At 69.0% G+C, this 13,000-nt stretch carries 9 protein-coding genes; 3 read left to right on the top strand and 6 right to left on the bottom strand.

Features of this window, described 5'->3' with window-relative positions; genetic code table 11:
* Positions 1-243: 243 nt before the first annotated feature.
* Positions 244-1,368 (bottom strand): sugar ABC transporter substrate-binding protein, encoded by a 1,125-nt coding sequence (locus PGH47_RS22965; protein ID WP_271665015.1) that lies wholly within the window; start codon positions 1,366-1,368, stop codon positions 244-246.
* A gap of 293 nt (positions 1,369-1,661) precedes the next feature.
* On the opposite strand from PGH47_RS22965, the gene PGH47_RS22960 reads away from it, so the two are divergent.
* Entirely contained in the window at positions 1,662-3,359 is a 1,698-nt protein-coding gene (locus PGH47_RS22960; protein WP_271665014.1) for a PA14 domain-containing protein, read from the top strand.
* Positions 3,360-3,398: 39 nt separating this feature from the next.
* The gene (locus PGH47_RS22955) at positions 3,399-5,066 is read left to right on the top strand and encodes a fibronectin type III domain-containing protein (protein WP_271665013.1); all 1,668 of its coding nucleotides are present in this window, start codon (positions 3,399-3,401) and stop codon (positions 5,064-5,066) included.
* A gap of 70 nt (positions 5,067-5,136) precedes the next feature.
* Here the strand turns inward: PGH47_RS22955 and PGH47_RS22950 are convergent, their stop codons facing one another.
* The 5 genes from PGH47_RS22950 to PGH47_RS22930 all read right to left on the bottom strand — a co-directional run bounded on the left by PGH47_RS22950 (position 5,137) and on the right by PGH47_RS22930 (position 10,475).
* A complete protein-coding gene (locus PGH47_RS22950) occupies positions 5,137-5,598 on the bottom strand; it encodes a heat shock protein transcriptional repressor HspR (protein ID WP_107905303.1) in 462 nt (153 codons plus the stop codon).
* Between the two features lie 5 nt (positions 5,599-5,603).
* Positions 5,604-6,791, bottom strand: coding sequence for a molecular chaperone DnaJ (dnaJ, locus tag PGH47_RS22945; RefSeq protein ID WP_271665012.1), 1,188 nt, complete (start codon positions 6,789-6,791; stop codon positions 5,604-5,606).
* Positions 6,792-6,827: 36 nt separating this feature from the next.
* Positions 6,828-7,475, bottom strand: a complete 648-nt coding sequence (grpE, locus tag PGH47_RS22940; protein ID WP_271665011.1) for a nucleotide exchange factor GrpE — start codon at positions 7,473-7,475, stop codon at positions 6,828-6,830.
* On the bottom strand, positions 7,475-9,316 hold the full coding sequence (gene dnaK, locus PGH47_RS22935; protein WP_030956411.1) for a molecular chaperone DnaK: 1,842 nt from the start codon (positions 9,314-9,316) through the stop codon (positions 7,475-7,477). The genes grpE and dnaK overlap by 1 nt, the downstream gene beginning before the upstream one ends.
* A 94-nt stretch (positions 9,317-9,410) precedes the next feature.
* Positions 9,411-10,475 carry an MraY family glycosyltransferase gene (locus PGH47_RS22930; protein WP_271665010.1) on the bottom strand — a complete coding sequence of 355 codons (1,065 nt, stop codon included), beginning with the start codon at positions 10,473-10,475 and terminating at the stop codon, positions 9,411-9,413.
* A gap of 206 nt (positions 10,476-10,681) precedes the next feature.
* Between PGH47_RS22930 and PGH47_RS22925 the strand changes: the two genes are divergently transcribed.
* Positions 10,682-12,964 carry a (Fe-S)-binding protein gene (locus PGH47_RS22925; protein WP_271665009.1) on the top strand — a complete coding sequence of 761 codons (2,283 nt, stop codon included), beginning with the start codon at positions 10,682-10,684 and terminating at the stop codon, positions 12,962-12,964.
* Positions 12,965-13,000: the final 36 nt, after the last annotated feature.

Below are 13,000 nucleotides of genomic sequence, written 5' to 3'. Positions count from 1 at the left end.
GTTCGCCCCGTTATCAACGGGCCTCCGCACGTCGACTTGCAACAAGCTGATGGTGCATTTCCGGCCCTTGGCGGGCACGTGGAAGGGCGGGGCGTCCCCGGGGGAGTTCGCGAACAAGAAATCGCATACGACGTCAACGCGCGGGCGACCGGTACGGCCCGGCCGGCGGACGGTGCGCGAACGGCCAAGTGCCGCCGGGGCCCGGCCCCGGCGGCACTTGACGCGGTGAAGGTGCTACTGGCGTTACTTCAGCCCGAGCGAGTTGCAGTCCGCCTTGTACTTGGTGGTGCAGATGTCGCCCACCGTGTAGATCCCGTCGGCGACGACGGTCTCCTTGATGTTCTTCTCGGTCAGGGCGACCACGGGGACCAGCAGCGCCGGGATGTCCTTGTCGGTCGGGCTGTCGACCTGGTCCTGGGTGAGCGAGTCGAACTGGATGTCGTGGCCCTGGACCTTCGCCACGGCCATCTCGGCGGCGCTCTCGGCCTCCTGCGGGTACGACTTGTACACGCTCATGAACTGCTCGCCGCCCACGATGCGCTGCACGGCGTCCAGTTCGGCGTCCTGCCCGGTGATCGGCGGCAGCTCGGCGGCGCCGGCCGCCTGGAGCGCCTTGATGATGCCGCCGGCCATGCCGTCGTTGGCGGAGTAGACGCCCTTGATGTTGTTGACGCCGACGGCCTTGATCGCCTCGGCCATGTTGGCCTGGGCGTTCTCCGGCTTCCAGTCCTTGGTGTCGAAGGACTTGGCTATGTCCACCGCGCCCTTGAGCTCGGACATGGCGCCCGCCTTGAACTGCTTGGCGTTCGGGTCGGTGGGCGAGCCGTTCATCATGACGATCTTGTCGGAGGAGTCGACCGGGTTCATCGCCTCCAGGAGCGTGCGGCCCTGGACCTCGCCGACGAGTTCGTTGTCGAAGGAGACGTACGCGTCGATCGGTCCCTCGGCCAGGCGGTCGTAGGCGATGACGGGGATCCCGGCGTCCTTGGCCTTCTTCACACCGCCGGCGATGGCGTGCGAGTCGACGGCGTCCAGCAGGATCACGTCCACCTGGTCGTCGATCATCTGCTGGAGCTGCTCCGCCTGCTTCGAGGCCTCCGCGTCGGCGTTGCGGTAGACGACCTTGCCCTGCTTGTCGGTCAGCTCCTCGACCTTGTTCTTGATGATGGGGTAGTCGAACTTGTCGTAGCGCGTGTTCGCCGTCTCCGGCAGCAGCAGCCCGACGGTCACGTCGTTGCCCTTGGTCGGACTCGCCTCACTGCTGTCCCCGGTGACGCCCAGCGCCCCGCACGCGGCCAGCGAGAGGGTCATCGTGGACGCGGCGGCCACGGCGGTGGCGGTGCGGCGCAGGGGGCGCAAGGGACGCATAGAGAAGCTCACTTCTGGTGCCATCGGGACACGGGCGCGCCAACGCGCCCAGATGACTGAAAAGCCAACGCGCCGACGGCCCCCAGCGTCAAGCGGAATCACTTAACGAGTGCGCAACACCACGCTCCGCTGATCATGTGAAGACGGAGCGGAACGCCTCCAAACACCCCTTACAACCCCGTCACCAAACCTTGATCCGGCGCGCGACCAAGATCCGTACAACCAACCCCATTCCTCGCGGGTCCAGATGAGGACGGCGCCCACCGCCGTCCCGCACTCGACCAGAGGATCGAATGAACCCAGCCAGACGCACGACCGCCGCGGCCGCGGCGACGGTCGTGCTCGCCACCGCGGGCACCCTGCTCTCGACGGCCCCCGCATCCGCCGCCGTATCCTGCGCATCGCCGGTCTTCAAGCGGCAGTTCTTCGCGAACACGTCCTTTTCGGGCACACCGAAGCGGACGGACTGCGACACCGCGATCGACCAGAACTGGGGCACGAACGCCCCCGCTTCCGGCCTCCCGAAGGACAACTTCACCGTCCGCTGGACCGTGACCCGCGACTTCGGCTCGGGCGGCCCGTTCACCTTCGCCGCCTCCACCCAGGACGGCATCCGCGTCTACCTCGACGGCAGCCGCAAGGTCGACCTGTGGAAGAACGTGTCGACGACCGCGAAGAAGACGGTCGACCTCACCGTCCCGGCGGGTGAGCACACGCTGCGGATCGACTATGTGAACTGGACCGGAGCCGCGAACGTCAAGCTCACCTACACCCCCAGGACTTCGGCAACGGTCGACAAGATCAAGCCGCTCGCCCCCACGGGCGCGAAGGTCACGTACGACACGACCACCGGCAAGGCAAAGCTGACCTGGTCGAAGAGCCCGGAGATGGACCTCGCGGGCTACCGCGTGTACCGCCGCCTGAAGGACACCAGCACCTGGAAGAAGCTGACGACCACCACGGCGACCTCGTACACCGACACCCCGCCCCCGACCGGACAGACGTACTACTACGAGATCCGGGCGGTGGACAGGGCCGGCAACGAATCGACCGGCACCGCCGACCGGCCCGTCAGCACCCCCGACCGCACCGCGCCGGCGACCCCCTCCGGCGTCGCCGCGACCTCCGCCCAGCCGGGAATCAAGGTGTCCTGGAACGCGGTTCCGGGGGCGACGAAGTACCTGGTGCACCGGCGCTGGGAGTGGGACGGCGAGGATCCTGTCGTGCGGGTCGCGACGGTGACGGCCACCTCCTGGCTCGACACCACGGCCAGGGAGAACCTGGAGTACTCGTACTGGGTCACGGCCGTCGACGCCGTCGGCAACGCGTCCGCGAAATCGCCGGGCGTGTATGTCGCACGGGGCGACTGGGCGCCCTCAGCGCCGATCGGTGTGACGGCCACAACGACGAGCGGCGGCGTCGCGCTGACCTGGAAGCCCGCCACCACGCCCGTCACCGAGGACCTGTCGAGGTTCCGGATCTACCGCAACGGCCGGTTCGTCGAGGAACTCCGGGCCGGGCAGACCTCGTACACCGACAACGATGTGCGGCACAGCACCTCGTACGCCTACACCGTGACCGCCGTGGACACCCTGGGCCAGGAGTCCACCGCGTCGGCGCCGGCGACGGGTACCGCCCCGGCGACCGGTCTGGCCCCGGCGGCCGTCAGTGGGCTCAGCGGCGCCATGGACGGCTATGACATCGAGTTGCGGTGGCAGCCCAGCTCCGAGGAGGACGTCGACAGCTATCGCGTCTACCGCGGCCAGCTCGTCGACGGTGCGTGGGAGTACGAGGAGTGGGAGGAAGTCCACCAGACCTGGCGCGACGAGCCGCTGTACTACTCCCACGAGGTCTTCAACCCCACGGGCACGGAGGTCCGCTGGGCCGTGGTCGCCGAGGACTCCGCCGGCAACTCCCTCCCCCTCAGCGGTGAGGACTTCTCGTACGTCACCGTGACGGAACCGGTGGCTCCCCCAGAGGAGACCTGGTAGCACCACCGCGCCGTCCAGTCTCAGATTCCAGAGGACCCCATGACCCCAGCCAGACGCACGACCGCGGCCACCGCGACCGCCCTCGTGCTCGCCACCGCAGGCGGCCTGCTCACCACCCTGGCCACGCCCGCCTCCGCCGCCGTGACCTGCAACTCACCGGTCTTCAAGCGGCAGTTCTTCGCGAACACGGCCTTCTCCGGTACGCCGAAGAAGACCGACTGCGACACCGCGATCGACCAGAACTGGGGCACGAACGCCCCCGCCACGGGCCTCCCGAAGGACAACTTCGCCGTCCGCTGGACCCTGACCCGCGACTTCGGCTCCGGCGGCCCCTTCGCCCTCTCCGCCTCCGCTCTGGACGGCATCCGCGTCTACCTCGACGGCTCCCGCAAGGTCGACCTGTGGAAGAACACCTCCACGACCGTCTCGAAGACCGTCAACGTGACCGTCCCCGCGGGCAAGCACACCCTGCGCATCGACTACGTGAACTGGACAGGCAGCGCCCGCGTCAAGTTCGGCTACACCCCGAGGACCACGGCGACCGTCGACAAGGTCAAGCCGCTCGCCCCCACAGGTGCGAAGGTCACGTACGACACGACCACCGGCAAGGCAAAGCTGACCTGGTCGAAGAGCCCGGAGATGGACCTCGCGGGCTACCGCGTGTACCGCCGCCTCAAGGGCGCCTCCTTCGGCAGCGCGCCCCTCGCGACGACCACCTCCACCACGTACACCGACGCCACCCTCCCGCTGACCGGCGACACGTACTACTACGAGGTCCGCGCCTACGACAAGGCGGGCAACTCCTCGTCGGGTACGACCGACCAGGCCGTGGCCACGGTCGACCGGACGGCCCCGGTGCGGGTCGAGACCGTGTCGGCGCTGGGGACGACGGCGGGCAACGCCCTCACATGGAAGGCCTCGACGTCGAAGGACGTGCACCACTACCTGGTGTGGGGCGCGGAGGGCGGCCAGTCGGACATGGACGGCCCGCAGATCGTCCTCGGCACGTCCTGGACGGACTCCGTGGCACCCGCGGGCCTCGCCTACAACTACGAGGTGGTGGCCGTCGACGCCGCCGGGAACACCGCCCCGGTCTCCGACTCCGCGGTCGTCACCCGCCCCGTGGCATCGGCCGTCGCCGCCCCCACGGGTCTCACCGGCACAGCCGCCGACGCCTCCACGAAGGTGGCGTGGACCGCGGCCGAGGACGCCGGGGTCACCGGCTACCGCGTCTACCGCCGCACCACCCCCACCGGCGCCTGGAGCCTCCTGAGCACCACGTCCGGCACGTCGTACGCCGACACCTCCGCCCCGAAGGGCAAGGCGTACTACTACGTGGCCTCCGCCGACGCCCAGGACGCCGACTCCGCGCCCTCCGCGGAGACCACGGTCGACCGCCTGACACCGGCCACCGCGAGCGGACCGGCCGCGCCGAAGCTGACCCTCGTCACCGCGGGCATACCGGCGCGCAGTCCGATCCAGGTCACGGCTGCCCCCGGCGCGGGCGACGAGGCACGCGTCCTGAAGGGCTACTCCTGGGAGATCTCGGGCGCCTGCGGCAGCAGCGGCACCCGGTTCTCCACCACGGGGTCCCTCTCCTGGACTGCCCCCTACAACGGCCCCTGCATCGCCGAGGTGTACGCCGTGGACGCGTACGGCCGCCAGGGCACACAGAGCACCTCGCTGGAGTTCTTCGTCGGCCGCTGACGGTCGGCCACCGACCGCACAGGAAAGGGGCCCGGAGAATTCTCCGGGCCCCTTTTCCGTGCGCGGCCGTCTAGTCCTTCGGCTTCTTCGGGCGCCAGACCACCAACGCGCTGGTCTGCTGCACCTCCTGGTACGGGACCAGGTCGCGGCGGTACGACGCGTGTACCGCCGCCTCGCGCTGCTGCATCGCCGCCGCCGCGCCCTCCAGGGCGGACTGGAGTTCCGCCACCCGGGACTGGAGCGCGGCGACCTGGTTCTCCAGTTCGATGATGCGCTTGATGCCGGCCAGGTTGATGCCCTCGTCCTGCGACAACGCCTGCACCTGGCGGAGCAGTTCGATGTCGCGGGCCGAGTAGCGGCGGCCGCGGCCGGCCGTGCGGTCCGGGGACACCAGGCCCAGACGGTCGTACTGGCGCAGTGTCTGCGGGTGCAGGCCGGAGAGCTGGGCCGCCACCGAGATGACGTAGACCGGGGTTTCCTCGGTCAGTTCGTAAGGCCCGCGAAAATTGTCACCGCGTCGACGACCGTCCATCTCCGTCATGCTCCCTTCGCGGCCTGGAACAGCTCCGCCCGCGGGTCCTCGCCCGCGGTGGCCTCGCGATACGCCTCAAGCGCGTCACGAGCCTTCCCCGAAAGGTCCTTCGGGACACTCACCTCGACGGTGACCAGCAGGTCTCCGCGGGTGCCGTCCTTGCGGACCGCGCCCTTGCCCCGCGCCCGCATGGTGCGGCCGTTGGGCGTGCCGGGCGGCAGCTTCAGGGTGACCGGCGGTCCGCCCAGGGTGGGAACCCTGACCTCGCCGCCGAGGGCCGCCTCCGTGAACGTCACGGGGACGGTCACCGTGAGGTTGTCCTCCTTGCGGCCGAACACCGGGTGGGCGTCGACGTGCACGGTGACGTACAGATCGCCGGCCGGGCCGCCACGCTCGCCCGGCGCGCCCTTGCCGCGCAGCCGGATGCGCTGACCGTCCGACACCCCGGCGGGGATGCGGACCTGCATGGTCCTCGACGACTTCGCCCGGCCGCTGCCCTTGCACTCCATGCACGGGTGCTCGGCGATCAGGCCGCGCCCCTTGCAGTCCGGGCAGGGGTCGGTCAGCGAGAAGCCGCCGCCCGAACCCCGGGCCACCTGGCCGGTGCCGACGCAGGTCGGGCACACCCTGGGCGTGCCGTTCTTGTCGCCGGTGCCCGCGCACGCCTTGCACGGCGACTGCGAGGACATCCGCAGCGGGACCGTCGCACCCTCGATCGCCTCGGTGAAGCTGAGGCTGACCTCGGTGTCGATGTCCTGGCCGCGCCGGGGCTGAGTACGGGTGGTGCCCGCACCGCCGCGGTTGAACAGGCCCCCGAAGACGTCACCGAGTCCGCCGCCGAAGCCGCCGGCTCCTTGCTGGCTCCCGCCCTGCGCATTGCCTCCGAAGAGGTCGCCCAGGTCGAAGTTGAAGGAACCGCCGCCCGCGCCGCCCGGCCCCGGACGGAAGCCGCCGTTGCCGAAGAGGGCGCGTGCCTCGTCGTACTCCTTGCGCTTCTTGGGGTCGCCGAGGATGTCGTTCGCCTCGGAGATCTCCTTGAAACGCTCCTCCGCCTTGGCGTTGCCCTTGTTGGCGTCCGGGTGGAACTCGCGGGCGAGCTTCCGGTACGCCTTCTTGATCTCGGCCTCGGTGGCGTCCTTGGGGACGCCGAGGACCTTGTAGTAGTCCTTCTCGATGAAGTCCTTGGTGCTCATCCCCGACGTCCCTCCTTCCCCATCGTGTCTGAAACGTCAGCCCTCGTCCGGGCCACCGCTCTCCTTGTCGTCGGCCGCCTCGGCGGCAGACTCGTCCTTGACGGTCTGCGCGCCCGGCTGGGGCTCGGCGACGGCCACCCGCGCGGGGCGGATGGTGCGCTCGCCGATGCGATACCCCGGCTGGAGGATCGCGACGCAGGTCGTCTCGGTGACGTCCGGCGCGTAGGAGTGCATCAGCGCCTCGTGGATCGTCGGGTCGAAGGGCTCGCCCTCCTTGCCGAACTGCTGGAGGCCCATCTTGGCCGCGACGGTCTCCAGCGACTCCGCGACGGACTTGAACCCGCCGACGAGCTCGCCGTGTTCCCGTGCGCGGCCGATGTCGTCGAGCACGGGCAGGAGCTCGGTCAGGAGGCTCGCGACGGCGATCTCCTTGACCGTGATCCGGTCGCGCTCCACGCGGCGGCGGTAGTTCTGGTACTCGGCCTGGAGCCGCTGGAGGTCCATCGTGCGCTCGCCGAGCGCCGTACGGACCTGGTCCAGCTGGGCCACCAGACCGGCGTCTGCTGCTCCGTCCCCGGCCGGGGCCGCCCCTTCCTGAGGGGCGGCCTTCGGCTCGGCGTCGTCAGGGGTCGCGCCGGAGGGGACGTCGGGCTTCTCCTCGAAGCCCGGGGTCTCCTCCGTCATTACGCGACACCGTCCTTGCGCTCGTCGTCGACGATCTCGGCGTCCACGACGTCGTCGTCGGCCTTGGCGCCGGCGGCACCCTCGGGACCGCCCGCGGCCTGACCGGCCTGGGCGTCGGCGTACATGGCCTGGCCCACCTTCTGGGAGACCGCGGCGACCTTCTCGGTGGCGGTGCGGATCTCGGCGGTGTCCTCGCCCTTGAGCGCGGTCTTCAGCTCCTCGACGGCGGCCTCGACCTCCGTCTTGACCTCGCCGGGGACCTTGTCCTCGTTGTCCTTGAGGAACTTCTCCGTCTGGTAGACGAGCTGCTCGCCCTGGTTGCGGGACTCGGCCGCCTCGCGGCGGGCGTGGTCCTCCTCCGCGTACTTCTCGGCCTCTTCGCGCATCCGGTTGACCTCGTCCTTCGGCAGCGAGGAGCCACCGGTGACGGTCATCTTCTGCTCCTTGCCCGTGCCGAGGTCCTTCGCGGTCACGTGCATGATGCCGTTGGCGTCGATGTCGAAGGCGACCTCGATCTGCGGGACACCGCGCGGGGCCGGCGGCAGACCGGTCAGCTCGAACATCCCGAGCTTCTTGTTGTACGCCGCGATCTCGCGCTCGCCCTGGTAGACCTGGATCTGCACGGAGGGCTGGTTGTCCTCGGCGGTGGTGAAGATCTCGGACCGCTTGGTCGGGATCGTCGTGTTCCGCTCGATGAGCTTGGTCATGATGCCGCCCTTGGTCTCGATGCCGAGGGACAGCGGGGTGACGTCGAGGAGCAGGACGTCCTTGACCTCACCCTTGAGGACACCGGCCTGGAGGGCCGCGCCGATGGCGACGACCTCGTCCGGGTTGACGCCCTTGTTGGCGTCCTTGCCGCCGGTCAGCTCGCGCACGAGCTCGGCGACGGCGGGCATACGGGTGGAGCCACCGACGAGGACGACGTGGTCGATCTCGTTGATGGAGACACCGGCGTCCTTCATGACGTTGAAGAACGGGGTCTTGCAGCGCTCCAGGAGGTCCGCGGTCAGCTGCTGGAACTGCGCGCGGGTGAGCTTCTCGTCGAGGTGCAGGGGGCCCTCGGCGGAGGCGGTGATGTAGGGCAGGTTGATCGAGGTCTCGGTGGACGAGGACAGCTCGATCTTGGCCTTCTCGGCGGCCTCGCGGAGGCGCTGGAGGGCCATCTTGTCCTTGCTGAGGTCCACGCCGTGACCGGCCTGGAACTGCTTGACCAGGTAGTCGACGACGCGCTGGTCCCAGTCGTCACCACCGAGGTGGTTGTCACCGTTGGTGGCCTTCACCTCGACGACGCCGTCGCCGATCTCCAGGAGGGACACGTCGAAGGTGCCGCCACCGAGGTCGAAGACGAGGATCGTCTGGTCGTCCTTGTCGAGGCCGTACGCGAGCGCGGCCGCGGTGGGCTCGTTGACGATGCGCAGGACGTTCAGGCCCGCGATCTCGCCGGCCTCCTTCGTCGCCTGGCGCTCGGAGTCGTTGAAGTACGCCGGGACGGTGATGACCGCGTCGGTCACCTTCTCGCCCAGGTACGACTCGGCGTCCCGCTTCAGCTTCTGCAGGATGAAGGCGGACATCTGCTGCGGGTTGAACGGCTTCCCGTCCAGCTCCGTCTTCCAGTCGGTGCCCATGTGGCGCTTCACGGACCGGATGGTGCGGTCCACGTTGGTGACCGCCTGACGCTTGGCGACCTCGCCGACCAGCACTTCGCCGTTCTTCGCGAAGGCGACGACGGACGGCGTGGTCCTGGCACCCTCGGCGTTGGTGATGACGGTGGGCTCGCCGCCCTCCAGAACGCTGACGACGGAGTTAGTCGTGCCCAGGTCGATGCCGACCGCACGTGCCATGGTTGATTCCTCCAGCTGACTTGAGTGGAACGGACTCAAGTGTGCACGACGGCTCGATATGGGTCAACAGAGCTGAGTCGACCCCGCTCAACTCTTATCCGTTTCTTACACGCAACGGGGCTCCGACCTGCGAGGACGCCACACGGTCGGAGGCTCTCGCGGAGTCCTGCACCGGAACCCTCGGTTGACGCCGAGGCCCGTAGGTCTTGATGTGCAGCAGCGCGAACACGGCGACCAGCGCGACCGCCCCCACCCAGAACGCCCCTGAGCGCGCCATCCATCCCATGTGCACGAGGACGCCGACGAGTACCCCGCAGAAGGCCGCGACACCCAGCAGTACGGTCACGCCCTGCGGAGTGAGCCCGACGCGGCGCAGCCGGTGGGCCAGATGGTCGGGTCCGCGCCGCAGCAGCGGGCGTCCGGCCAGCCTGCGCGACAGCGCCACCAGTACGACGTCGGCGGTGGCCAGGGCGGTGAGCGAGTAGAGCACGCCCGCGCTCGACACCGGATCGTGGCCGGCGCGTGTCATCACGGCCGACGACGCGAGCACGAACCCGACGAACAGGGAGCCGGTGGCCCCGAGGCCGATCCGCGCGGGGTGCCAGTTGTGCATGAGGAACCCGGTCAGGGCGGCGGCCAGCACGCTGAGCAGCACGGCCAGTTCGTCCATCACCTCGGCCGCCGCGCAGATGCCGACGCCGAAGGCGGTGAGCACCCCGACGGTGCCGACCAGGGCGTCCGCGTGGTCCAGCGCCTTGAAGCCGACGGCGACGAGGACGATCCAGCCGACGGCCACCAGCCCGAGCAGGATGCCCGTGTCGCCGTACGGCACCACGCAGGCGGCCGCGACGGCCGTGCCGCCGACGAGGAAGCGCGCCTTGACCCGCCGCACGTCGGCGACCAGCCCGAGGCAGGCCACGGCGCCGGCGGCGATCAGCAGGCGTCCGATCTCGGAGCCCAGCGGAGCGAACCGGGTCCACTCGCCGGCGGCGGCGACCAGGCAGGTCACGAGCGCGACGGCGACCCCGCCCAGCAGGGGCAGCGGCCGCTGCCGCCGGCGGTCGACGATGCCGAAGCGCAGGGCGGGCAGGCGGAGCAGCATCGCGAGGAGGGCGGTCACGACGAGGGCGGTGGTGGCGGCGGCGATCCCGTAAAGCACGGGCCTAGATTAGTGGCGTATATACCATTTCGGGATGAGTAACACGATTCGTTCGGAAGTGAACCCCGATGCGCACTTAAGGCAAGCCTCAGCGATTCAGATCACCCCGCGCCTGGCTACAGTGCGACCGAGGATGCGGGTAGTCTCAGAGGACTGCATAAGTTACCGCTTAGTAATGTCGCCTCGCAGGCCCGAGGAGCCCCGAAATGCAACTCGCCGCGATCATCGTGTCGCTGGTCCTGATCGTGGTCGGCGCGGCACTGTTCGGCCGCGCCCTCCTCCAGATCTTCAACTTCATGCGGCTCGGCCAGCCCGTGCCCGCGGGATTGCGGACCAACGACCCGTACCAGCGCACCGTCACCCTGGTGAAGGAGTTCCTGGGGCACACCAGGATGAACCGCTGGGGCATCGTCGGCATCGCGCACTGGTTCGTCGCGATCGGCTTCTACACACTGCTGCTGACGATCGTCAACGCCTTCGGCCAGCTCTTCAAGGCCGACTGGATCCTGCCGATCATCGGCGACTGGGCGCCGTACAACATCTACGTCGAGTTCATCGGCACCATGACGGTGGTCGGCATCGCGACGCTGGTCGTCATCCGGCAGCTGTCCCGGCCGGGACGGGCGGGCCGCAAGTCCCGCTTCGCGGGCTCGAACACCGGCCAGGCCTACTTCGTCGAGACGATCATCCTCATCGTCGGTGTCTGCATCTTCATGCTGCACGCGCTGGAAGGCGCGCAGCACCACGTGGACGGCTACGAGGCCTCGTTCTTCATCTCGTACCCGGTGGTGCACTGGCTGGAGGGCATGGACGTCTCCACGCTCCAGCACCTCACGTACTTCTTCGCCGCCCTGAAGATCGCGGCCTCGTTCATCTGGATGATCGTGGTCTCGCTGAAGACCGACATGGGTGTGGCCTGGCACCGCTTCCTGGGCTTCCCGAACATCTGGTTCAAGCGCAACGCGGACGGCTCCACCGCCCTCGGCGCCCTGCTGCCGATGACCTCCGGCGGCAAGCCGATCGACTTCACCGACCCCGGTGACGACGACGTCTTCGGCGTCTCCCAGGTCGAGCAGTTCTCCTGGAAGGGCCTGCTGGACTTCTCCACCTGCACCGAGTGCGGCCGCTGCCAGTCGCAGTGCCCCGCCTGGAACACGGGCAAGCCCCTCTCCCCCAAGCTGCTGATCATGTCGCTGCGCGACCACGCGCACGCCAAGGCGCCGTACCTGCTGGCCGGCGGCGGCAAGACCATGGAGGGCGACGAGAAGGCCTCCGAGGAGCAGCTCAAGGACGTCCCGGCGGCCGCCCTCGCGGAGGCCGAGCGTCCGCTGATCGGCACCGCCGAGGAGAACGGCGTCATCGACCCGGACGTCCTGTGGTCCTGCACCACCTGCGGCGCCTGTGTCGAGCAGTGCCCGGTGGACATCGAGCACATCGACCACATCGTCGACATGCGCCGCTACCAGGTGATGATCGAGAGCGCGTTCCCGTCCGAGGCGGGCACGATGCTCAAGAACCTGGAGAAGAAGGGCAACCCCTGGGGCCTGGCCAAGAAGCAGCGCCTGGAGTGGCTCAAGGAGGTCGAGTTCGAGGTCCCGGTCGTCGGCCAGGACATCGAGGACCTCACCGAGGTCGAGTACCTGTACTGGGTGGGCTGCGCCGGCGCCCTTGAGGACCGGGCCAAGAAGACCACCAAGGCCTTCGCCGAGCTGCTGCACATCGCGGGCGTGAAGTTCGCGATCATGGGCGGCGACGAGAAGTGCACCGGTGACTCCGCCCGCCGCCTCGGCAACGAGCCCCTCTTCCAGGAGCTCGGCATGGAGAACGTCATGGCACTGAACATGGCGTTCGGCGAGGAGATGGACGACGAGGGCAACGTCACGCCCGAGTCGAAGAAGCCGCGCACGGCGAAGAAGATCGTCGCCACCTGCCCGCACTGCCTCAACACGATCGGCAACGAGTACCCGCAGATCGGCGGCGACTACGAGGTCATCCACCACACCCAGCTGCTCCAGCACCTGGTGGACGAGGGCAAGCTGGTCCCGGTGACCCCGGTCGAGGGCATCATCACCTACCACGACCCGTGCTACCTGGGCCGGCACAACAAGATCTACACGCCGCCGCGCGAGATCATCGCCAGCGTCCCGGGCCTCCGTAACGAGGAGATGCACCGCCACAAGGAGCGCGGCTTCTGCTGCGGCGCCGGTGGTGCGCGGATGTGGATGGAGGAGCGGATCGGCAAGCGCATCAACAACGAGCGCGTCGACGAGGCCCTCTCCACGAACCCGGACATCGTCTCCACCGCCTGCCCGTTCTGCCTCGTCATGCTGACCGACTCGGTCAACGGCAAGAAGAACGATGGCAAGGCCAAGGAGTCGATCCAGGTCGTCGACGTCGCCCAGCTGCTGCTGGAGTCGGTCAGGACGCCGGTGGACCCCGAGGACACCGCGCAGACGGAGAACGAGCCGGAGCCCGAGCCGGTGAAGTAGCCGTCACGGCCCTGCGTCCGACGCCCCCTGCCCCCT

Source organism: Streptomyces sp. HUAS 31 (assembly GCF_028198125.1).
Taxonomy (GTDB): Bacteria; Actinomycetota; Actinomycetes; order Streptomycetales; family Streptomycetaceae; genus Streptomyces; species Streptomyces chartreusis.
Note: the sequence above shows the minus strand (reverse complement) of the source record. Positions and strands in the feature narration are given on the sequence as shown.

Excerpts from the sequence above, each read along its gene's own strand:
- PGH47_RS22965 (WP_271665015.1), bottom strand. The coding sequence starts at position 1,368 with ATGCGTCCCTTGCGCCCCCTGCGCCGCACCGCCACCGCCGTGGCCGCC.
- PGH47_RS22960 (WP_271665014.1), top strand. The coding sequence starts at position 1,662 with ATGAACCCAGCCAGACGCACGACCGCCGCGGCCGCGGCGACGGTCGTG.
- PGH47_RS22955 (WP_271665013.1), top strand. The coding sequence starts at position 3,399 with ATGACCCCAGCCAGACGCACGACCGCGGCCACCGCGACCGCCCTCGTG.
- PGH47_RS22950 (WP_107905303.1), bottom strand. The coding sequence starts at position 5,598 with ATGGACGGTCGTCGACGCGGTGACAATTTTCGCGGGCCTTACGAACTG.
- dnaJ (WP_271665012.1), bottom strand. The coding sequence starts at position 6,791 with ATGAGCACCAAGGACTTCATCGAGAAGGACTACTACAAGGTCCTCGGC.
- grpE (WP_271665011.1), bottom strand. The coding sequence starts at position 7,475 with ATGACGGAGGAGACCCCGGGCTTCGAGGAGAAGCCCGACGTCCCCTCC.
- dnaK (WP_030956411.1), bottom strand. The coding sequence starts at position 9,316 with ATGGCACGTGCGGTCGGCATCGACCTGGGCACGACTAACTCCGTCGTC.
- PGH47_RS22925 (WP_271665009.1), top strand. The coding sequence starts at position 10,682 with ATGCAACTCGCCGCGATCATCGTGTCGCTGGTCCTGATCGTGGTCGGC.